General features: G+C 68.5%; 19 protein-coding genes. 5 read left to right on the top strand and 14 right to left on the bottom strand.

All coding sequences use genetic code 11. The features are described from left to right. Nucleotides 1-13 precede the first annotated feature (13 nt). Nucleotides 14-1,543: an ABC transporter substrate-binding protein gene (locus ACSFBE_RS19010; protein WP_435491962.1), complete on the bottom strand. Its 1,530-nt coding sequence runs from the start codon at nucleotides 1,541-1,543 to the stop codon at nucleotides 14-16. 174 nt (nucleotides 1,544-1,717) lie between these two features. Here ACSFBE_RS19010 and ACSFBE_RS19005 point away from each other — a divergent pair, with 174 nt between their 5' ends. Further along, the gene (locus ACSFBE_RS19005; RefSeq protein ID WP_435491961.1) at nucleotides 1,718-2,641 is read left to right on the top strand and encodes a LysR family transcriptional regulator; all 924 of its coding nucleotides are present in this window, start codon (nucleotides 1,718-1,720) and stop codon (nucleotides 2,639-2,641) included. 2 nt (nucleotides 2,642-2,643) lie between these two features. On the opposite strand, the gene ACSFBE_RS19000 is transcribed toward ACSFBE_RS19005, so the two are convergent. Further along, nucleotides 2,644-3,075 carry a hypothetical protein gene (locus ACSFBE_RS19000; RefSeq protein WP_435491960.1) on the bottom strand — a complete coding sequence of 144 codons (432 nt, stop codon included), beginning with the start codon at nucleotides 3,073-3,075 and terminating at the stop codon, nucleotides 2,644-2,646. Between the two features lie 8 nt (nucleotides 3,076-3,083). Beyond that, on the bottom strand, nucleotides 3,084-4,100 hold the full coding sequence (locus ACSFBE_RS18995; RefSeq protein WP_435456903.1) for a 1-aminocyclopropane-1-carboxylate deaminase: 1,017 nt from the start codon (nucleotides 4,098-4,100) through the stop codon (nucleotides 3,084-3,086). Nucleotides 4,101-4,249: 149 nt separating this feature from the next. Between ACSFBE_RS18995 and ACSFBE_RS18990 the strand changes: the two genes are divergently transcribed. Together ACSFBE_RS18990 and ACSFBE_RS18985 are read left to right on the top strand one after the other, a co-directional pair. Beyond that, nucleotides 4,250-4,762 carry an Lrp/AsnC family transcriptional regulator gene (locus ACSFBE_RS18990; protein ID WP_435491959.1) on the top strand — a complete coding sequence of 171 codons (513 nt, stop codon included), beginning with the start codon at nucleotides 4,250-4,252 and terminating at the stop codon, nucleotides 4,760-4,762. Nucleotides 4,763-4,927: 165 nt separating this feature from the next. Further along, nucleotides 4,928-5,164 (top strand): hypothetical protein, encoded by a 237-nt coding sequence (locus tag ACSFBE_RS18985; protein ID WP_435491958.1) that lies wholly within the window; start codon nucleotides 4,928-4,930, stop codon nucleotides 5,162-5,164. Between the two features lie 27 nt (nucleotides 5,165-5,191). Here the strand turns inward: ACSFBE_RS18985 and ACSFBE_RS18980 are convergent, their stop codons facing one another. From ACSFBE_RS18980 to ACSFBE_RS18940, 9 genes are all read right to left on the bottom strand, one after another. After that, nucleotides 5,192-6,250, bottom strand: coding sequence for a LacI family DNA-binding transcriptional regulator (locus tag ACSFBE_RS18980; protein WP_435491957.1), 1,059 nt, complete (start codon nucleotides 6,248-6,250; stop codon nucleotides 5,192-5,194). Beyond that, complete coding sequence (locus ACSFBE_RS18975; protein ID WP_435491956.1) at nucleotides 6,247-7,236, bottom strand: 2-hydroxyacid dehydrogenase; 990 nt, start codon at nucleotides 7,234-7,236, stop codon at nucleotides 6,247-6,249. The genes ACSFBE_RS18980 and ACSFBE_RS18975 overlap by 4 nt, the downstream gene beginning before the upstream one ends. Continuing rightward, nucleotides 7,233-8,183 (bottom strand): sugar kinase, encoded by a 951-nt coding sequence (locus ACSFBE_RS18970; protein ID WP_435491955.1) that lies wholly within the window; start codon nucleotides 8,181-8,183, stop codon nucleotides 7,233-7,235. Before ACSFBE_RS18970 ends, ACSFBE_RS18975 begins: the two co-directional genes overlap by 4 nt. After that, nucleotides 8,180-8,929 (bottom strand): sugar phosphate isomerase/epimerase family protein, encoded by a 750-nt coding sequence (locus ACSFBE_RS18965; protein WP_435491954.1) that lies wholly within the window; start codon nucleotides 8,927-8,929, stop codon nucleotides 8,180-8,182. Before ACSFBE_RS18965 ends, ACSFBE_RS18970 begins: the two co-directional genes overlap by 4 nt. Beyond that, nucleotides 8,929-9,705 (bottom strand): amino acid ABC transporter ATP-binding protein, encoded by a 777-nt coding sequence (locus tag ACSFBE_RS18960; RefSeq protein WP_435491953.1) that lies wholly within the window; start codon nucleotides 9,703-9,705, stop codon nucleotides 8,929-8,931. Before ACSFBE_RS18960 ends, ACSFBE_RS18965 begins: the two co-directional genes overlap by 1 nt. Before the next feature lie 22 nt (nucleotides 9,706-9,727). After that, nucleotides 9,728-10,537, bottom strand: coding sequence for a transporter substrate-binding domain-containing protein (locus ACSFBE_RS18955; protein ID WP_435491952.1), 810 nt, complete (start codon nucleotides 10,535-10,537; stop codon nucleotides 9,728-9,730). A 49-nt stretch (nucleotides 10,538-10,586) separates the two neighbouring features. Beyond that, the gene (locus ACSFBE_RS18950) at nucleotides 10,587-11,240 is read right to left on the bottom strand and encodes an amino acid ABC transporter permease (RefSeq protein WP_435491951.1); all 654 of its coding nucleotides are present in this window, start codon (nucleotides 11,238-11,240) and stop codon (nucleotides 10,587-10,589) included. 15 nt (nucleotides 11,241-11,255) lie between these two features. Further along, nucleotides 11,256-11,927 carry an amino acid ABC transporter permease gene (locus tag ACSFBE_RS18945; RefSeq protein WP_435491950.1) on the bottom strand — a complete coding sequence of 224 codons (672 nt, stop codon included), beginning with the start codon at nucleotides 11,925-11,927 and terminating at the stop codon, nucleotides 11,256-11,258. Between the two features lie 156 nt (nucleotides 11,928-12,083). Continuing rightward, nucleotides 12,084-12,437, bottom strand: a complete 354-nt coding sequence (locus ACSFBE_RS18940) for a hypothetical protein (RefSeq protein WP_435491949.1) — start codon at nucleotides 12,435-12,437, stop codon at nucleotides 12,084-12,086. 220 nt (nucleotides 12,438-12,657) lie between these two features. Here ACSFBE_RS18940 and ACSFBE_RS18935 point away from each other — a divergent pair, with 220 nt between their 5' ends. After that, nucleotides 12,658-13,299: an antibiotic biosynthesis monooxygenase gene (locus ACSFBE_RS18935; protein ID WP_435491948.1), complete on the top strand. Its 642-nt coding sequence runs from the start codon at nucleotides 12,658-12,660 to the stop codon at nucleotides 13,297-13,299. A 66-nt stretch (nucleotides 13,300-13,365) separates the two neighbouring features. Continuing rightward, nucleotides 13,366-13,875 (top strand): ureidoglycolate lyase, encoded by a 510-nt coding sequence (locus ACSFBE_RS18930; protein WP_435491947.1) that lies wholly within the window; start codon nucleotides 13,366-13,368, stop codon nucleotides 13,873-13,875. Between the two features lie 187 nt (nucleotides 13,876-14,062). Here the strand turns inward: ACSFBE_RS18930 and ACSFBE_RS18925 are convergent, their stop codons facing one another. Both ACSFBE_RS18925 and ACSFBE_RS18920 read right to left on the bottom strand, forming a co-directional pair. After that, nucleotides 14,063-16,006 carry a DNA/RNA non-specific endonuclease gene (locus ACSFBE_RS18925; RefSeq protein ID WP_435491946.1) on the bottom strand — a complete coding sequence of 648 codons (1,944 nt, stop codon included), beginning with the start codon at nucleotides 16,004-16,006 and terminating at the stop codon, nucleotides 14,063-14,065. A gap of 46 nt (nucleotides 16,007-16,052) precedes the next feature. Continuing rightward, on the bottom strand, nucleotides 16,053-19,544 hold the full coding sequence (locus ACSFBE_RS18920; RefSeq protein WP_435491945.1) for a hypothetical protein: 3,492 nt from the start codon (nucleotides 19,542-19,544) through the stop codon (nucleotides 16,053-16,055). Nucleotides 19,545-19,640: the final 96 nt, after the last annotated feature.

The raw sequence follows: 19,640 nt of genomic DNA, 5'->3' as shown, positions 1-19,640 counted from the left end.
CGCTCGGCGCGTCTTACTTCCAACTGGCCGCGAAGAAGCGCGGCAGCTCGTCGGGCTGGGCGTCGAACTTCAGGTCGGACGTGAACGCGTAGTTGGTCGAGTACGAGAACAGCGGCGCCCACATGGCCTGCTCCGAGATGCGCTGCAGCGCCTGTGCGTACTTGGCTTTGCGCTCGGTCTTGTCGACGGTGGCGTCTGCCGTCTGCAAAAGCGCAATGGTCTGCGGGTCCTTGGCCGTGTCGTCGGGGCCGCCCTTGAAGAAGTTGCCGGCGAAGGCCGAGGCGTCGTTGATCGAGAACGAGCCCCAGGCCTGGAAGGTCAGCGGTGCCCGGCCGGCTCGAACCTCGTTGCGCAGCGCCGGGTACTGCACGAAATGCAGTCGCGCGCGAATGCCGATCTTGCGCAGGTCGCCGATCATGGCCTCCGCATAGTCCCGCTCGCGGTAGGCCCAGAGGTCGGTGTCGAAGCCATTGGGGAAGCCGGCCTCGGCCAGCAGCGCCTTCGCCTTGGCCGGGTCGTAGGCGTACTTCACCACCTTGGCGGTCTCGCAGCCGTACTGCGTGCGGAAACAGGTCGCGTACACCGGCTGGCTGCCGCCGCGCACCAGGCTGTCGGCCAAACCCTTGCGGTTGATCGCCATGTTCAGCGCCTGGCGCACCCGCACGTCCTTGAAGGGCGTGGATTCGGGCGTGGTGCCGTTGTTGTTCATGCTGATGAAGCCGACGCGCATGGTCTCGCCACTGAGCACGGAGAGGTTGGGCGCGGCCTTCAGCGACTCGGCCTGGTCGGCGGGCACGCGCCAGATCCAGTCGACCGCGCCAGTCATCAGCTGCGCCATGCGCGCCTCGGGGTCGCGGATGACGACGAACTTCACGTTGCCGATCTTGGGCTGGCCGATCGGGCTGTCCTTGAAATAGGCGGCGTTCTTGACCATGGTCACGCCCTGGCCGGGAATCACGGCGGTGATCTTATAGGGGCCGGTGCCGATGGGCGCCTTGCTGTAGCCCTCGAGCCCGACCTTCTTGAAGTAGGCCGCGGGGTAGATCGGCGTTGGGCCCGACAGGTATTCGAGCGCAGCGGGGAAAGGCGTCTTGAGATTGATGCGCACCTGGTACTCGCCGATCTTCTCGACGTTCTTGATCCAGTCGGTGTTCTGCCGGGTGGCGATCTTGGCGTCGGGGCCGGTGACCTCGTTGAAGGTGTAGGCCACATCGTCAGCCGTGAACTTGTCGCCGTTGTGGAAGCTCACGCCCTGGCGCAGGGTGACATTGAGTGCGGTGGGCGAATCCCACTTCCAGGCGGTGGCCAACTGCGGCTTGAACTCGCCGGTCTTCGTGTCGCGGTAGATCAGCGTGTCCCAGGCCATCGCGGCCAGGATCACGCCCTCGCGCAAGTTGTTGTGGTACGGGCTCACGCTCTCGACCTCGTTGTCGGACGCGTAGGTGAGCGTGTCGTTGGACTTGCCGGCGTGCGCGGTCGCGCCGGCCGCCAGTGCGATCGACAGGAGTGCGCGCCGCACCAGCGTGGTGGATAGATGCCCCATGACAAGCTCCTTGCAATACGTTGACGAAAAGTTGAACCGGATCGCCCGAACAATTGCAAGAATGGCGCCTCGACAGCGTTTCAGGCCTTACAGAATCTCGACGTGAGCGATGCCAAAAAGGCAAGGCTCCGACATCCGATCCAAAGGCCACGCGCCGGCACACCTCCTTCCCCCATGCCCACCTCCCAACTCGTCGCCCGTCAGCTCCAGGACACCGCCCTGCGCTACTTCCTCGAAGTCGCTCGTTGCGGATCGATCAGCGAGGCCTCGTCGCGGCTCAATGTCGCCAGCTCGGCCATCAGCCGACACATCGCGCAGCTGGAAGCGCTGCTCGAGGTGAGCCTGTTCGACCGGCATGCGCGCGGCATGGTGCCGAGTGCGGCGGGTGAACTGCTCGCCGTGCATGCCATCCGGTCGGCGCACGATGCGGAGCGGGTCGTCGGCGATGTGCAAGCCTTGCAAGGCATGCAGCGGGGCCGCGTGCGCCTGGTGGCCACGGAAGGCTTCTCGATGGAATTCCTGCCGCGCGTGATCAACGACTTCGTGGCGCAACACCCCGGCATCCAGTTCCACCTGGGTGTGCATCCACCGGCCGACTGCACCCGGCGCATCCTGCTCGGCGATGCCGACATCGGCTTCGTCATGAGCCGCGGCGCGGAGAAGGACATCAAGGTCGAACACCTGCAGCCTTCGCCGGTGCTGGCGGTGATGCGGCCGACCCATCCGCTGGTGCGCTTCAAGCAGATCAGCCTGCGGCAATTGGTGCCCTACCCGCTCGCCTTGCCGGAGCCGGACACGACGGTGCGCCAGCTGTTCGATATCGCCTGCCATCGGCAGCGGCTGCCTGTCGAGCCGGTGCTCACCAGCAGCTACATCAGCAGCCTGCTGGGCTTCCTGCGGCACGCCCCCCTGGGCATCACGATCTGCGGCGAGATCTCGGTGCGCGAAGCCGTCGAGCGCGGCGAACTGGTGGCGATGCCGCTGAAGGACCGTGGGCTGGACCTGCGCAACATCGAGGTGCAGACGCTCGTGGGCCGCACCTTGTCACGCACGGCGCAGGCCTTTCTGGATTACCTCAAGACGCAGCTCGCCGGGTAGCGTCAGATGGCAGACAGCTTCGCCCATTCGATGTCGGTCTCGCCATCGAGCCGCAGCGCGGTCGCAAGCAGCGCATCGACATCCGGCCCGCTGAGGCTGAGATAGCGGCGCCCCGCCGGGGCGAAGGCGCGGAGCATCTCGGGCCCGTCGCGCGGCCCGCGCGTGACCGCGAGGATCGGCCCTCGCGTCGGGGCCAGCAGGCGTTCGAAGCGGCTGCCCACCTCGGCACCTTCGCCCTGCCGCCAGCGCCGTTCGCAGGCGATGCCCTCCTGCGCCATACCGGCCCAGTCGTCGATGCGCCAGAGATCGACCCCAATGCCGTGCGACCGCGCCAGCACGGTCGCGACCGCCAACGCTTCGTCGACGACCTCGGCCCCGCAGAGCCACTGCATGCGCCGCCCCGACGCTATGGTGGCGTGCTGCAGCAGTTCCATGGCCCCGCTCAACCGTTGCGGAAGATGAAGCTGTACGCGCTCAACGCCGGCACGCCGCCCAGGTGCGCATACAGCACCTTCGAGCCCGGCGGGAACTCGCCCAGCCGCACCTTCTCGATCATCCCGTGCATCGACTTGCCTTCGTACACCGGGTCGGTCAGCATCGCTTCGAAGCGCGCGCTCAGGCGGATCGCCTCGAGCGTTCCTTCGCTGGGCAGACCGTACTCCGGGCCGCCGAAGCGGGTGTCGAGCACCACGTCCTTCTCCGTGATGTCGCGCCCGAGTTCGACCAGCTCGGCCGTGTTCTTCGCGATGCGAAGCACCTGGTCATAGGTCTTCTCCGGCTTGGCCGATGCGTCGATGCCGATCACGCGGTCGGCACGGCCATCGGCCGCGAAACCGACCACCATGCCGGCCTGCGTGCTGCCGGTGACGGCGCAGACGACGATGTAGTCGAACTTGAAGCCGAGCTCGGCCTCCTGCTGGCGCACTTCTTCAGCGAAGGCCACGAAGCCCAGGCCGCCCTTCGGGTGCTCGGAGCACCCGGCAGGAATCGGGAAAGGCTTGCCGCCGGCCTGGCGCACGCTGTCCATCGCGTCTTCCCAGCTCTTGCGAATGCCGATGTCGAAGCCCGCGGCATCGAGGCGCACGTCGGCGCCCATGATGCGGGACATCTCGATGTTGCCGACCCGGTCGTACACCGCATCGGAGTAGTTGACCCAGTTCTCCTGCACCAGCACGCACTTGAGGCCGAGGTGGGCCGCCACCGCCGCCACCTGGCGCGTCTGGTTCGACTGGATGCCGCCGATGGACACCAGCGTGTCGTAACCGCCTTCGAGCGCCTCGGGGATGAGGTACTCGAGCTTGCGCGTCTTGTTGCCGCCAAAGGCCAGGCCGCTGTTGCAGTCCTCGCGCTTGGCATAGAGATCGACCTTGCCGCCGAGATGCGCGCTGAGCCGCTTGAGCGGCTGGATGGGCGTGGGGCCGAAGGTCAGCGGGTAGCGGGGGAATTTCTGCAGATTCATGGCATGTGGTCCTGAGTGCGTTCAACAGCAAATGTGTGGCTTGATCTTAGGAAATAGACTGCGCCACAGGGTTGCAAAATGCGCGGCCTTCGCCGAACGGATTCGCCGTCAGAATCCACTTCTCGTTCTTTAATTTCCTGATTTCAACGATGAGCGCAACAAAACGCCGACCGCCAAGCGTCGCCACCGCAGCGACCCTGAAAGACACCCTGGACCGCACCGACCGGGCCATCCTGCGTGCGCTGCAGCGCGACGCCTCGGTCTCCAACGTTGCGTTGGCTGCCAAGGTCAACCTGAGCGCGCCGGCCTGCCTGCGCCGTGTCGAACGGCTCAAGACCATGGGGATGATCCGCGGCATCGTCGCGCTGCTCGAACCCCGTGCGCTCGACGCCGGCATGCTGGTGATGATCGGTGTGGTGCTCGACCGCTCCACGCCCGAGTCCTTCGCCGAATTCGAAAAGGCCGTGCACAAGGTGTCGGGCTGCCTCGAATGCCATGTGGTGACCGGCGAGTTCGACTACTTCATGCTGCTGCGCACGCGCGACCACGAGAGCTTCAACCGGCTGCATGCCGAGCAACTGCTCTACCTGCCCGGCGTCCGGCAGATCCGCAGCTTCATGGTGCTCAAGGAAGTCCTGTCGACCACGCAGCTGACGGTGTAGCGCTGCCCCCTGCCATGCCGGTTCTCACATCGATCGGCCGTAGCGCAAGGGCCATAACTCCGGGGTCATAGGCCTTCCGTGGTCTGGTGGGCGCCGCGTGGTTGGCGGACCATCGGCGCCCGGCATCGTCCTGTTCCGACATGCCGCGCAACCTGGTAGCCCTTCATGTCCACGCACCCGATTTCAAAAGCCTTGTTCACCCTCGCGTTCGCCACCACCCTCGCCGGCTGCGGCCCGTCGAACAAACCACCGACCTCGCTGTTCTGGGACGTCCCGCCGCCAATCGCCAGCACCGATGCCGTGCTGGTGGCGAGCGCCGCCTACATCGGCGACCTGTTCGCCGAAGCAGAGCAGCAGCTCAAGCAGGCCGGCGAGCCCTCGGAGCCGGCGCCGAGCTTCTGATGCCCACCCGCGCGCGGCAGCGCGACGCTAGGGTGCGCGCAAGGCAGACGAGCCTCGCACCACGAGCTCTCCGGGCAACAGCAGCTGGCGCGCTGCGCCTTCGAGCCCGCGCAGGCGCTCGATCAGGCAGCCCGCCGCGGCGCGACCGATCGCGTCGGTCGGCTGAGCCAGCGTCGTGAGGCCCGGCCCGATGAGCGGCGCCCATTCCGGATCGTCGAAGCCGACGAAGCCCAATTCGCTGCCGAACTGCCAGCGGAGTTCGGCCACGGAAGTCGCCACGCGCAGGGTCACCACCGCATTGCCGGCGATGACCGCGGCCTGACGCCGGCCCCGCCGCGCGCGCTGGTGCAGCGCCCGCAGTGCCGCCGCGAGGCCGGTGGCGTCGCCCTCCTCGCTCTCGAAGACCTCACCCTTGACCTGGGGCGCATGCGCGGCCATGCAGTCGTTGAAGGCGGCCGTGCGCTCGCGCCGGGTGCTGACGCCCTTCTGCGGTTCGGTGATGTAGAGCAGTTCGCGCCAGCCACCGTCGAGCAGATGCTCGCAGACCTGCGCCATCGCACCGGGGTTGTCGAGCGACACGAAGTCCGCCTGCATGCCGGCATGGCGCCGGTCGACCAGCACTGCGGGCTTGCCATGCAGCGCCACCGCATCGACCACGCCCGCGCCGCGGCCCAGCGTGTTGAGGATGAAGCCATCCACCTGGTAGCCGGCCAGCGCGTCGATGGCTTCGCGCTCGCGCCCGCTCTCGTTGCCGAGGTTGAACAGCATCACGAGGTAGCCGGCGTCCTGGCAGGCCTTCTCGGCACCACGCAGCACCGCCACCGAATAGGGGTTGGTGATGTCGGCGACGATGAGGCCGATGAGGCGTGACTTGCCGCGGCTCAGCGCCTGCGCCATCGGGCTGGGCGAATAGCCGAGCGCGGCGATGGCGGCTTCGACGCGCGCCGCGATGTCGGGGCTCAGCAGGCGCTCGCGGTGGTTGAAGAAGCGCGACACCGTCGCCTTCGACACGCCCGCCGCCGCCGCCACATCGGCGATGGTGGCCCGCTGGCCGGCCGGCTTCTGGCGCGGCGCGCGGGTGCTCACACGACCGCCGTGTCGTAGACGGCGGTCGGCCTTTCGCCGGCCAGCGCCTGCAGCAGATTGGTGGTGGCCAGCTCGGCCATCGCGTGGCGCGTCTCGTGCGTGGCGGAGCCGATGTGCGGCAGCGGCGTGACGCGCGGATGCGAGCGCAGGGCCGAGTCCATCGGCAGCGGCTCCTTCGCGAAAACGTCCAGCCCGGCGGCCCGCAGATGGCCGCTGTCGAGCGCGGCGAGCAGCGCGGCCTCGTTCACCGTGGCGCCGCGGCCCCCGTTGATGAAGACGGCACCGGACTTCATCGCGGCGAACATGCTCGCATCGATCATGCCGCGCGTGCCATCGGACAAGGGCAGCATCGCGACCACGAAGTCGGCGCGTGCCAGCAGCTCGTTCAACGGCGTGTGGGTCGCGCGGCCCTGCAGTTCAGGCGCCTGCACGGCCAGGTCGACCGGCCGGCGTGCGTGGTACAGCACCGGCATGCCGAAGCCCAGCGACGCACGCCGCGCGATGGCTTGGCCGATGCGGCCGAAGCCCAGCAGGCCGATCGTCTTGCCGTGCACGTCGAAGCCGAACAGGTCTTCGCCGATGTTCTTCGTCCACTGCCCCTCGCGCACGAGGTTCGCGAGCTCGACGACGCGGCGGCTGGTCGCCATCAGCAGCGCGAACACGGTGTCGGCCACTGTCTCGTCGAGCACGCCGGGCGTGTGGCACAGCACGATGCCGCGTGTGTGAAGGTCGGCCAACGCGTAGTTGTCGACGCCGACCGACACGCTGGAGATCACTTCCAGCTGCGGCGCGCGGTCGAGCAGCGCGGCATCGACCGGGTAGCTGGAGCCGATGAGCCCCTGCGCCGTCGGCAGCGCGGCCTGGAAGGCCGCGAGGTCGCGCTTCGGGTCGGCCACGACGACGTGGTGCGCAGCCTGCAGACGCGCCAGCTGGTCGGGCGGCAATTCGCGAAAGACGACGATGTTCTTCTTGCTCGATGCGTTCACAGCCCAGCCTCCTCCAGTTGCGCCCGCGTCGGCAGGCCTTCGGTATCCCCCAGCACCTGCACGGCACGCGCGCCGATCCAGCTGCCGCGCCGCACGGCATCGGGCACGCTGCGGCCTTCGAGCAGGGCGCTCACCACGCCGGCCGCGAAGCCGTCGCCGGCGCCGACGGTGTCGATGACTTCCTTGACCGGGAAGCCCGCCACGAGACCGGTGCCGGCCGTGTCGCCGTCGTAGTACGCACCGTCGGCGCCGAGCTTGACGACGACCAGCTTCGCGCCGAGCTTTCGATAGAAACGGGCAACGCCTTCGGGCGTGGTCTCGCCCGTGAGCAGCAGGCCCTCCTCCATACCCGGCAGCACCCAGTCGGCCCGCGACGCGAGGTCGTTGATGGCGCTGCGCATGGCATCGGTCGACGCCCACAGCGTAGGACGCAGATTGGGGTCGAAGGAGATGGTGCGTCCCGCGGCGCGCATCGCATCCATGGTCTTGATCGCAGCCGGCAGCGTGGTGGCAGAGATGGCCGGAAATACGCCGGTGGCATGCAGGTGGCGCGCCGAGGTGAGCCAGGCCACGTCCACATCGTCGACCGTCATCTGGCTGGCGGCTGAACCCTTGCGGTGGTACTCGACCGGGGGGTCGCTGCCGTCGGTGACGCGGCCCTTGAACTGGAAGCCGGTCTTCTGCGTCGCGTCGCAGATCACATGCGAGCAGTCGATACCCTCGGCCTTCATCGTCGCGAGAAGGCAGCGGCCCATCGAGTCGGTGCCCAGCCGGCTGGCCCAGCCGACCTTGAGGCCGAGGCGCGACAGGCCGATGGCCACGTTGGTCTCGGCACCGGCGGTGCGCTTGTGGAAGGACTGCGCGTCCTCCAGCGGGCCGGGCCGGTCGGCCACCAGCAGCAGCATGGCTTCGCCGAACAGGGCGACGTCGAAGGCGGTGTCTGTCATGGCAAGGCGCGCGCTGCGCGGATGATGTCGATCTGCTGCTTCGTGACGGCCAGCAGGTCGTCGCCGATCAGCGGGTATTCGATGGCGTGCGGCACGTTGGCCGGCAATGCGCGCAGCACGGCGCGCCACGGCGCGGCCGACTCCATCAACGGCACCGCCACCCACTTGGCAGGCAGCCGCTGCACGCCCTTGCAATGCACATAGCGCACGCGGTGGCCCAACGCCTTCGCCGCTTCGAGCGGGCATTCGCCGACCCAGTGCCAGTTGCCCATGTCGAAAGTCATGCCCAGGTTCACGCCGGCCCGATCGGCCACGTCGAAGAAGGTCTGCAGCGCGGGCAAGGTGCCGGCGGCGACGGTCTGGTCGTTCTCGATCAGCAGCTCGATACGCGTCTCAGCCAGCGCGACCTTCAGGCCCCACAGCGAGCCATGCGAGGAGGCGCGGAAATCGCCGATCGCCATCTTCAGCCGCTTGGCGCCGAGCGTCGTCGCCGCGGCGATGCCGCGCTGCAAGGCCGCGTTGTCGAGCCAGCCGCCTTCGGCCCACAAGCCCTCGGGGCTGCTGTAGACCCAGGCATGGCCGGCCAATGCGGGCAACTCGGCAACCGGGTCGCGCAGCAGTTCTCCGCGCACCTCGACCGAGTCGGCACCGGCCGCGCGCGCGAGTTCGGAACACCACAGCTGGCCGTGCCGGCCCACCTCGGCCGCGCCGAAGGACGACAGCGAGATCAATACGGAAGTCGCCATCAGTGCGCCTGGTGCGACGAAAGGATCTGGCCAAGGAACTGCCGCGTCTTCTCGTTCTGCGGATTGCCGAAGAACTCGGTCGGCGGTGCCTGCTCGACGATCTTGCCGTCGGCCATGAAGATCACGCGGTCGGCCACGCTGCGGGCGAAGCCCATCTCGTGCGTCACGCACAGCATGGTCATGCCGTCTTCGGCCAGCGAAATCATGGTGTCGAGCACCTCCTTGACCATCTCGGGGTCGAGCGCCGAGGTGGGCTCGTCGAACAGCATGATCTTCGGCGTCATGCACAGCGCGCGCGCAATGGCCACGCGCTGCTGCTGCCCGCCGGACAGCTGGCTCGGGTACTTCTTGGCCTGCTCGGGAATGCGCACGCGCGTGAGGTACTTCATCGCCACCTCTTCGGCCTCTGCCTTCGTCATGCCGCGCGAGCGCATCGGCGCCAGCGTGCAGTTCTCGAGGATGGTGAGGTGCGGGAACAGGTTGAACTGCTGGAACACCATGCCGACCTCGGCACGCACCGCGTCGACGTTCTTGCCACCTGCGGTGAGCTCGATGCCGTCGACCACGATGCGGCCCTTCTGCACCGTCTCGAGCCGGTTGATGCAGCGGATGAGCGTCGACTTGCCCGAGCCCGACGGGCCGCAGATCACGATGCGCTCGCCCGCGCGCACCGCGAGGTCGATGCCGGTCAGCACCTGGAATTCGCCGTACCACTTGTTCACCGCCTCGAGGCGGATGATGGGCTCGGCGCCGTTCGTCGTCACTGCGTCGGTCATGGATGTTCCGTCAGGTACTTGCTTACTGCAGCTTGGGCAGGTCGGCGCCGAGCCACTTCTGGTAGAGCTTGTTCAGCTCGCCGTTGGCGGTGTTCTTCGCCACGAAGTCGTTCACCGCCTTGGTCAGCTCGTCCTGGCCCGGACGCATCGCGATGCCCATGGCCTGCTGCACCAGGTTGAACTTGTTCTCGAAGGTGTTCGGCGGCACGCGCTTGGCGATCTGCGCCGCCACGGTGAGCGAGCAGCCGATGGCATCGACCTGGCCGGACATCAGAGCCTGCATGGCCGATGCGTCGTCGTCGAAGCGGCGGATCTCGGTGCCTTCCGGTGCGGCCTTGGTCACGGCGACGTCCTGCGTCGATGCACGGGCCACGCCGATGCGCTGGCCCTTCAGGTCGGCCGGGGCCTTGATGGTGGCGCTGGTCTTGCCGTACAGCACGATGGTCGCGGCCGCGTAAGGCGTGGAGAACTGCACCTGCTTGGCGCGCTCGGGCGTGACGGCCAGCGACGCGACCAGCAGGTCGACCTTGTTGGTCAGCAGGAAGGGAATGCGGTTCGGGCCGGTGACCGGCACGATGTTGGCCTTGACGCCCCACTCCTTGGCCAGCAGCTTGGCCACGTCGGCGTCGTAGCCGTCGGGTTCGTTCTTGGCGTTGGTCGTGCCGTAGGGCGGGAAGTCGACCAGCATGCCGATGGTGATCTCGCCCTTCTTCTTGATGTCGGCCACCGATTGCGCGGCGGCGAAGGGGGCGAACACGGTGAGCGCGGCGCCCAGGCCGAGGGCGGCCAGGGCTGCGGTGGTGCTGCGGCGGGTGGTGTTGAACGAGGTCATGTCGAAGTCTCCTTGGTTGGAATCGAAACAGGAAAGATGGGAAGCGTGATCAGCGTGCGAGCGCCAGGTTGCGCTTGCGTTCCATGCGCGCGGCCAGCAGCGACAGCGGCCAGCAGATCGCGAAGTAGATGGCCGCCACCGTCGTGAAAACGTACAACGGCTGGAAGGTCGCGTTGTTGATGATCTGGCCGGCGCGCGTGATCTCGGTGAAACCGATGATGGCCGCGAGCGAGGTGCCCTTGATGATCTGCACCACGTAGCCGACCGTCGGCGCCAACGCGATCTTGAAGGCCTGCGGCAGCACCACGTCACGCATGCGTGCGCCGTACTTCAGGTTGAGCGCATGCGCCGCCTCGATCTGCCCGCGCGGGATCGCCTCGATGCAGCCGCGCCAGATCTCGCCCAGGAACGCCGCGCTGTTGAGGATGAGCGCCGCGCCCGCGGCGATCCACGGGTTGATGTCCAGCCCCAGCACCGGCGCGCCGAAGAAGATCAGGAACAGCTGCAGCAGCAGCGGCGTGCCCTGGAAGATCTGGATGAAGCCGATCGCGAGGCCCCGCGCGGTCTTGCTTTCCGACGTGCGGGCCAGCGCGATGACCAGGCCCAGGACCGCACCGCCGATGAAGGCGATGAGCGACAGCGCCAGGGTCCACTTGGCGGCTTCGAGGATGAAGAGGAATTCGGGATAGCCGAAGGTACGCATCGATGTTCTCCCGGCTTACCGGCGGTCCGGGTAGTTGAGCGTGCGCTGGTAGATCAGCTTGAACAGGCCCGAGAAGGCCATCGCCAGCAGCAGGTAGATGCCGGCGACCACGATGTAGATCTCGAAGCTGCGGAAGGTCTGCGACTGCAGGTTGGCCGCGACCGAGGTCAGGTCGTCGGCCGAGATGACCGACACCACTGCCGAGCTGAGCATCAGCAGGATGAACTGGCTGGTGAGCGCCGGGTAGATCGCCTTGAGCGCCGGCTTGATGATGATGAAGCGGAAGATTTCCCACGGCTTGAGGTTGAGCGCCCGGCCCGCCTCGATCTGCCCGCGCGGGATCGACTCGATGCCGGCGCGGATGATCTCCGTGGCATACGCGCCGAGGTTCACCACCATGGCCGTCAGCGCCGCCGTGTAGGGCGACCAGCGCAGGCCGATGGCCGGCAGCGCGAAGAAAAAGAAAAACAACTGCACCAGGAAAGGCGTGTTGCGGATCACCTCGATGTAGGCGTTGACGATGAAGCGCAGCCATGCCGGCCCGGAGGTCTTGCCCCAGGCGCAGACGATGGCGACGACGAGGCCCAGCAAGGTGGCGATGAGCGACAGCTGGATGGTGATCCAGGTGCCTTTGAGCAGCAGCGGCCAGGCCGCAAAGACCGCGTCGAACTGGAATTGGTAATTCACGGGGCAAGCCCTGCGGACAGGGTTCGGTGCATGGGCTGGGCAGTGTATGAAACCGGTTTCATAGTGACATCAGTGTTTACCCTGTATGCACGATGAGCGATGCCGAAGACGGCGACCCGGTTGCGCGCGGGGCGGTTGAGCTGCTCGAGCCCCGGCTCAGCCCTCAGTGCGCGCCGCCTCGGGTTCCTTGGGGTTCTTGCAGAGGTATTCGGCCGCGAAGTACAGGCAGGAGAACACCCGGTACTCGGGCGACGGCAGCCGCGCCATGGCCTCGTCGCCGGTGAGCCATTGATCGACTTCCACCGGGAAGTTCTTGCGGAAGAAGAGCAGCGCCCGCCGGTCGTTTTCGCTCAGTGCGGCGACCGCCTCGCGCTCCGCGCCCTCCTCGAACACACCGAGTCGCAGCGCCAGGCCGAAAAACGGCCGCCCGGTCTCGGGCACCGCGTCGCGGCGCAGCGTCGAGGCGTGCCAGGACTCACCGGCGACGCAAGGGACAGCAATGGCATCCATGGTGAATCCCGATCATGAAGGCAGCACTGCCCACGTCGTGTCAGGGAAACTCTCGTTGTGCCGCCGCCGGCCAGTGCAGCGCGCCGGCCGGCTTCATGGCGATGTCCCGCGACACCGGGACGCTTACAGATGCAATGCGCCGGCAGCCTGCCCGTCAGGTGCGCTCGCTATGCTGTCGCCGGGCCTGTGCCGCCCGAGCAACGAGCCGAAGCGACAGGTCATGAACACCGACGACTCCCCTCGCGCCACCAACGACGACCACCGCGAGCCTTCACTGCGAAGTGCCACGCTGTCGGACGTGGCGTCCCGCAGCCTGCCGCGTGCCGAAAGCATCACTGCGGTGATCCGGCACCACGTTCGGGCCGACGCGGCCAGCGCCTACGAGCAATGGCTGCAGCGCATCGTGCCGATCGCCGAGCGCTTCCCGGGGCACCGCGGGGTGCACGTGATCCATCCGCCGGCTGGCTCGACGCTCTACACGGTGACGATCCGCTTCGACTCGCTGTTGCACGCGGACGATTGGTTCCAGTCGGCCGCGCGGCATGCGCTCCTCGACGAGGTGCTGCCCCTGCTTGACGCCGACGAGGAGGTGAAGACCGTGACCGGCCTGGAGTTCTGGTTCCACCCCGGGCCCGGGCAGAAGCCGGCCCGGCGCTACAAGCAGTTTCTCCTCACGCTCTGCGTGATCTTTCCGCTGACACTGGTCGTCCCGGCCTTCGTGCACTGGCTCGACGCATGGGTGCCGGTGCTGCGCAACGCCTACATCGGCCATCTCGCCGCCTCGGCCATCGTGGTGGCGTCGATGACCTATGTGCTGATGCCGCGCATCACGCGGCGCCTGGCCGGCTGGCTGTACCGCTGAGCGCTCCCGCGACGGCCCGTGCCGCAGCGTGGTGAGACGGCGACGGGAGGATCGAGAATGCAAGGCATGCGAACCCTCCGACCCGAAGCCCTGACCGCCGCTGCCTTCACGCCCTTCGGCGACGTCATCGAACTGGCCGGCGCCCGGCAGATTCCGATCAATGCAGGCACCACCCTCCGCTTCCACGACCTCGCCCAGGTGGACGTGCTGGCCGAGGGCGGCCGCACGCTGATCAACCTGTTCCGCGCCCAGCCACGCGACGAGCCGGTGCGCCTGAGCCTGATGGAGCGGCACCCGCTGGGCTCGCAGGCCTTCCTGCCGCTGGCCGAGGCGCCCTACCTCGTAGTCGTCGCCGAAGACGACCACGGCCGTCCCGGCGAACTTCGCGCCTTCGTCAGCAGCGGCTGGCAGGGTGTGAACTACGCGCGCAATGTGTGGCACCACCCGCTGCTCGCACTCGGTGCGGTGCGCGACTTCATCGTGGTCGACCGCGGCGGCGCCGGCGTCAACCTCGAGGAATGCCTGCTGGACGAAGCAGTGTGCGTGGCCACCGACTTGTTCGGCGCACCGCGCTGACCGGCGCGATTCGTTCCCGCCGCCGACTGGGAGATGGACGTAGCCCGCTCGAAGTCGGGCAACACGCTGACCCTCTTCAAGGGCAGCCACAAGTTCCCGGTGACCAAGGCTTCGTGAGAGGGCGGGCCGAACGGGCCGATGGCGCGGCGACTCCGCGCCGAACTGGATGCGCTGGTCGGCGCGGACGCTACGCGAAGTAGTCCGCAGGCCCGGCGAGCAGCTTCAGCGCCGGCGCATCGTCCAGCTGCTGCACCACGCTGAACGGGCTCTCGCGCGTGTGCAACGCCTTCGCGAAGCGCACACCGGTGCGCGCCTCCAGGTCGCGCAGCGTGATGCGCGCCCACACCCAATCCTCGAGATCGAGCGCGAGCGACTCCGGCGTGGTCAACGGCGCCACCAGATGCTTTTGCGTAAGCAGGAAGCCATAGACCTTCTCCTTCTTGTCTTCGTCGTCGATGAAGGCCACCACCTTCCAGAACTCGTCGGGCACGCGACAGCTTTCGCCGTTCTGCGTGAAGGTGCGGTCTTTCTTGCCGAACACCGGGCCGGCCATCAGCGCGATACGCAGGCCGTGCGGCGCCTCGGTGTCGAGCAGCGTGTTCTCCAGCCGCCCCCAGACGCCGCCTTCGGCGTCGTCGTCCTGGTGGGTGCTCTCGTTGAAGGCCTCGTGCTGCGGCACGATGTTGCTGTAGAAGCTGCTGTCGAAGTTGCCCTGCCGCGCCTCTTCCGGTGCGCCCCAGCACAGGTCGGCGCGCCGCGCGATGTGGCCCTTGTCGAAGGGGTTGCGCACGTAGATCGCGTCGGTCAACTGGAAGTCTTCCAGGTCGCCGCGCCGGTCGGCGCGAAAGCCGGTGCGCTGGATGCGCCTGAAGCCGTTGCCGTCGATGTTCCAGGCCACGCACAGCGGGTACTTGCGCGTGCGGCTGAGCCAGGCCGAGAAGTGGCAGTAGCGAAGCTCGACCTCGTCGTCGAGCACGGCGAGGTCCTTGCGCCGGCTCGCGGTGAAGGTGGGCACTGGCACGGCGAATCCCGCGAAACGCGGGTCGAAGCCGGTGCGCAGGGCCTCCTCGTCGGTCGCAGCTTGCGCGGCGAGCGCGGTCGTGAAGGCGCCGGCGGGCTCGACGTCCAGCGCGGTCATCACCGACTTCGCGTAGCAGGCCAGCGCGAACTCGGCCGCCGTGCCTTCCGCGTCGCCCGCGAAGTGAAGCCCCAGCATCACGCCCGTCGGCTTGCCACGCGCGACGGCGAGCCAGGCCGCACCCGAATCGCCGCCGCGCGAGATCTCGCGCTCCGGTGGCACCGCGTCCTCGTCGACGCCGATCTCGAAGCCGCCCACCACGGCCGACACGCCGTCGGGGTAGCTCATCTTGGTGTTGACCTCGATGCGCACCACGCGGCCGCGCGTGACCGCAGTGGTGCGACCGCTCTTGACGACACGGTCGCCGATTTCCGGATCGGCAATGCTGTCGACCGACACGCCGAGCCCCATCACCTCGCCGGACAACGCACGCCCGAAGACCGAGGCGATGGCGCAATCGCCGGCCGGGCCGAGATGGCTGCGCAACAGCGTGCCCATGGTGTTGCGATCGACCCGGTTGTCGTCGTGCCGCCCCGGCTGCACGATGTCGGCGCCGACCTGCGCCTGCCCGCCGTGCAGCACATGCCAGTTCGACAGGAGCACGACGGCGCCGCTCGTGCGGTCGCGCACGAGCGCGCCGATGGTGCCGGCCGTGGTGAAGCGGTTGCCCACGCTGAGGCCGGGTACGACGGTGTCGGCATGCACCTTGCGCGGGTCCTTGGCCTCGATCTGCACGGCGATGTAGCTCGGCTTGTAACTGCGCTCGATGACGTCCGTCGGCACCGCGACGCCATCGATCTCGATGTGCTCGGGAATCGGCGTGCTGCCGATGCCTTCGACCTGCTCGGGTGCGACCTTGCTCTTGACGGTGAACTGGATCGCCAGTGCGCCATCGGCCTTGCCCGCCGTCTGCTTACGGCCGATGCCGACGCTGGAGATGTTCGGGTCCGCCAGCAGTTGCGTGGCCTTGGTGCGCACGTAGCTGCGCATCTTGTCGAGCAGTTGCTGTTGCTGCGTCGCGCGCGCGGTTGCAGCGGTTTTCTTCGTAGCCATCGAAAAGCTCCAGGTTCGTTCGGCGGGCCGGGTGGCACCGCGGCTTTCAGGACGCGGGTGACGACGCCGTCGGCCGCGGTAGCCAGACCTCGACCGTGCGCGGCTGCGCCTTCAAGCCCACAGGCAGAGGCTTCACGTCCCATGGTCCGGTCGGTGCTGCCGCCGTGACCCTGAGCGCTTCGGCACAGGCCCGCATCCCTTCGCCGTAGATCAGGGTCGGCGTGGCGTGGCCCGGGGGTGGCGAGCGACCGGCCTTGCGCGAACTCGCCAGCACGTCTTCGACGGCCGGCACGTTGGCACCAAGCCCTTGCCACGGTGCGCGAAAGCCGTTGGCCGCGCCCAGCGATTCGGGGCCGAAGACCTGGATGTAGACCGTGGCGTTGGCGCATGCGGTACGGCTTACGGCGGTCGGCCGCGCCGGTACCACGGCACCGCTCGTGGGTGCCGTAATCGACGACGCGCCCGGTGCAGCGCCGGTCACTGGCGGTGACGGCACGGGCGCGGTGTAGGGCGTGGTCGGCGCCAGCGCCGGCGTCGACCCAGCGACCGCGGTGCCGACGGCGGACGGCGACCCCATGCAGTTCTCCAACGCGGGCACGCTGCCGGTGTAGTCGCGCGCCCAGTAGCGCGGCGTGCAGGCGGGGGCGCTGGCGGGCTGCAGGCAGTCGATGCCGTTGTTGGTGTCGAGCAGTCGGGTGCAGGCCGGGTTCGGGCTCAGGCCCGACGCGTCGCCGGTCGCGGGTGCCTTCGCCAGCGCCAGCCGGCAGGCGGCTTTGGCGTCGTCGACGATGCTCACCGACAGCTTGAAGTTGGCCATGAAGTTGTCGGCGCCCTGGCGGCACAGCAGCTCGCCGGTGCGCAACAGCTCGGCCGCCAGGGACGCCGGCGCCTCGCCGGGCGGCGCGTCCACGCGCAGGCGCGACCAGCGCTCGCTCAGGTCCTTGAAGGCCAGGCCTTCGGCGGCGCGCTTCTCTGCCGCCTGCGTGCGCCAGCTGTCGATGCCCTGCCAGGCCGCGACGCCGATCGTCGCCGCCGTGCCGAGGCCGATGGACGCGGTGACGGCGCCCGCCTTCAGTACGCGGGCCTGCAGGCGGCTCATGGTGGCTGCGGCGCTGGCCGTGCCGGGGGTCGCCGGCACCTGCATCGGTTGACCGTCGTCGGCCTCGAACAGGCCCTGCGTGCCTTGCACGATGCGCGCCAGCAGGCCGCCGTCGAGGCGTTGGCCGATCTCGCTGCCCAGGCGGAAGTAGCTTTCCCATTGCGCCTCGTCGAAGAACTGGTCGGTGGTCGGCTGCTGCGGGAACAACGGGTGGGCCGCCTTGAAGTTCACCAGGTCGACCGGCAGCGAGGCCGACACGTTCGGCTTGACCAGCACGAGGTGGCCACGCAGCCCGCTCGCGTAGTCGACCCTCGCCAGCGCCAGGCAGGCCTGGCTGGTCGGCGACGCCAGGTCGTTGAGCGAGCCGAAGAGTCCGCTGTAGGGCCAGTCGGCGTCGCAGCAGGGCTTGAGGAAGAGGATGTCGGCGTTGAGATCGATGCGCGCGCGGCGGATCAGGATCTCGACATCGGTGAAGCGGTAGTCGGGGTCGGCACCGCAATCGGCCACGACGATCAGCTCCGCCTCCTGCCGCAGCAGCGCGTAGGCGGCGGTGTTCTCGAAGTGGCCGCCATCGCTCAGGTACCAGTTGGCCGAGCCGCTGCCGGGGAAGGCGCCGAAGCATTCGAAGAGCAGGAAGCGCGTCTTCATCAGCAGCTTGCTCACGCGCGCCGCCGCGCCGGCCTGCAGCAGACCGGCGCGCTCGCTGTTCCACCAGTAGCCCAGGCGGAGGCCCGCAAACACCGACAGCGCCGCGATGCCGCGCTGGGTGAGGCGCCCCAGGCCCGGCGCGAAGGCCGCGCCCGAGATGGCGGCCCACGCCCCCAGCGTGAGCGCGTCGTCGCCCTGCGCACGCGTCCACGGCCCGCCCACGGCCTGCATCCAGCCGCGCGGGCCGATGGTCAGCGGCAAGCTGCGGCGGTCGCGGTTGAAGAGCTTCTGCTGGGGGTCGTGCGTCTGGTTGATGCACACGTTGATCAGGTGCACCGGCCCGCCCTGCGCGTGCGGTGCGTAGTCGCGCTGCGGCAGGTCGTCGCCGGCATCGACCTGGCCCACCGGCACCGCCGGCGGCGTGAGGCCCGACACATCGCCCATCGGGTCGCCGCCCAGCCGGTGCGCATTGGCCGCGCCCAGGTAGCCGCGCACGATGCGCGCCTTGTAGAACATGTGCAGCGACGACAGGTTGAGGAAGGCGAAGTGCGGCCCGGTGACCAGTGCGTAGGTGCCGACGATCACGCCGATGGTGCCGAGCCAGACCCAGCCACGCAGGAAGTCCAGCCCCACCTCGGGCCGGAACACCGGCAGCAGCACGCCGGCGTAGAGCACGCCGATCCACCAGGCGGCGAGGCAGAAGGCGACGAGCAGGCCGAACACGCTGGCCAGCGTCATGAGGAACTGCTTGCCGAGGCCGGGCATCTCGCGCTTGCTGCCGAAGAAGGTGGGCAGCACGCCGCGCAAGGCGGCCGCGGCCACCAGCAGCACGGCGCCGTAGGACGCACGGTTCTCGCGCGTCTCGGCCGCCAGCCACCAGGCCAGGCGGTCGAGCGCGCCGAGCAGCGCGATCACCAGCACCGCATGCAGCATGCGGGCGAGCGCATCGGTGAGTTCGTTGCGCAGCGTGGCGGCGTCGCGGTCGCGGCCACGCCACATCACCCAGCCCAGGCCCGCGACCCAGGCCGCGCAGAACGCGATGAAGGCCGGCGCCAGCCAGAGCGGGCCGCCGAAGTCTTGCTCGAACTGGGGCTGGAACCACCGCGCCGCCACGCCCAGCCCACACCACATCGCCAGGTTGCCGAACAGGTGACGCCACGCACGCCGGTCGCGCACCGACCAGTAGGCGCAGGCCGCCACGATCGACAGCGCCCATGGCACCAGCGCCAGCAGCCAGAGCGTCGGCAGGCCGGTCGCGATCTGCAGCGCCCGTGGCGGCGCCTGCGCATTGCCGAGGTCGATCCAGGCCGCCGCCGCGCCCCATGCGCCGAGGTTGACCGCGGCCAGCGCCAGCCCGATCAGCGTGGCCGCGATGGCGATCTCGATGTGCGTGCCCAGCAGGTTGCGCAGGTACAGCGCGACGGCGAAGAGCGTGTCGCGCATGCCGCCGGGAATCAGGTAGCGTCCATTGCCGCGCAGCCACCAGCCGAAGCGCACCTTGTCGACCTCGGCGAAGGCGCCCTCCACCGCGCGCACGTCGTCGGGTGTCTTCGCGCGGCTGCACAGCCGGCCCCATGTCGCGCCGATGTAGCCGCCGCCCGAGACGGTCGACAGCAGGTCGAAGGCCAGCAGTTGCCGGCGCTGCGCCAGGGCCTTGAGCAGGCCGAGGCAGAAGGTCGCGCTGCGGATGCCGCCGCCCGACAGCGCCAGCCCCCACGGCCGCCGTCCCTCGTCCACGCCGTGGAGCGCACGGCGGCGCTCTTCGACGAGTTCCTTGATGGTGTCGTCCATCCGGCTCCTCTCGATGATCGGCGCAATATTTCACGGAGGCCCGCTGGGGACAATGTAGCGAACGGACTAGGCCGCGCCAGCACGCCCGATAAGCTC

Origin of the sequence: Variovorax sucrosi, from assembly GCF_051216635.1 — a bacterium.
GTDB lineage: Bacteria > Pseudomonadota > Gammaproteobacteria > Burkholderiales > Burkholderiaceae_C > Variovorax.
This window is presented reverse-complemented; position numbering and strand designations above follow the sequence as displayed.

Coding starts and splice junctions, on each gene's coding strand:
- ACSFBE_RS19010 (WP_435491962.1), bottom strand. CDS start 1,543: ATGGGGCATCTATCCACCACGCTGGTGCGGCGCGCACTCCTGTCGATC.
- ACSFBE_RS19005 (WP_435491961.1), top strand. CDS start 1,718: ATGCCCACCTCCCAACTCGTCGCCCGTCAGCTCCAGGACACCGCCCTG.
- ACSFBE_RS19000 (WP_435491960.1), bottom strand. CDS start 3,075: ATGGAACTGCTGCAGCACGCCACCATAGCGTCGGGGCGGCGCATGCAG.
- ACSFBE_RS18995 (WP_435456903.1), bottom strand. CDS start 4,100: ATGAATCTGCAGAAATTCCCCCGCTACCCGCTGACCTTCGGCCCCACG.
- ACSFBE_RS18990 (WP_435491959.1), top strand. CDS start 4,250: ATGAGCGCAACAAAACGCCGACCGCCAAGCGTCGCCACCGCAGCGACC.
- ACSFBE_RS18985 (WP_435491958.1), top strand. CDS start 4,928: ATGTCCACGCACCCGATTTCAAAAGCCTTGTTCACCCTCGCGTTCGCC.
- ACSFBE_RS18970 (WP_435491955.1), bottom strand. CDS start 8,183: ATGACAGACACCGCCTTCGACGTCGCCCTGTTCGGCGAAGCCATGCTG.
- ACSFBE_RS18965 (WP_435491954.1), bottom strand. CDS start 8,929: ATGGCGACTTCCGTATTGATCTCGCTGTCGTCCTTCGGCGCGGCCGAG.
- ACSFBE_RS18960 (WP_435491953.1), bottom strand. CDS start 9,705: ATGACCGACGCAGTGACGACGAACGGCGCCGAGCCCATCATCCGCCTC.
- ACSFBE_RS18955 (WP_435491952.1), bottom strand. CDS start 10,537: ATGACCTCGTTCAACACCACCCGCCGCAGCACCACCGCAGCCCTGGCC.
- ACSFBE_RS18950 (WP_435491951.1), bottom strand. CDS start 11,240: ATGCGTACCTTCGGCTATCCCGAATTCCTCTTCATCCTCGAAGCCGCC.
- ACSFBE_RS18940 (WP_435491949.1), bottom strand. CDS start 12,437: ATGGATGCCATTGCTGTCCCTTGCGTCGCCGGTGAGTCCTGGCACGCC.
- ACSFBE_RS18935 (WP_435491948.1), top strand. CDS start 12,658: ATGAACACCGACGACTCCCCTCGCGCCACCAACGACGACCACCGCGAG.
- ACSFBE_RS18930 (WP_435491947.1), top strand. CDS start 13,366: ATGCGAACCCTCCGACCCGAAGCCCTGACCGCCGCTGCCTTCACGCCC.
- ACSFBE_RS18925 (WP_435491946.1), bottom strand. CDS start 16,006: ATGGCTACGAAGAAAACCGCTGCAACCGCGCGCGCGACGCAGCAACAG.
- ACSFBE_RS18920 (WP_435491945.1), bottom strand. CDS start 19,544: ATGGACGACACCATCAAGGAACTCGTCGAAGAGCGCCGCCGTGCGCTC.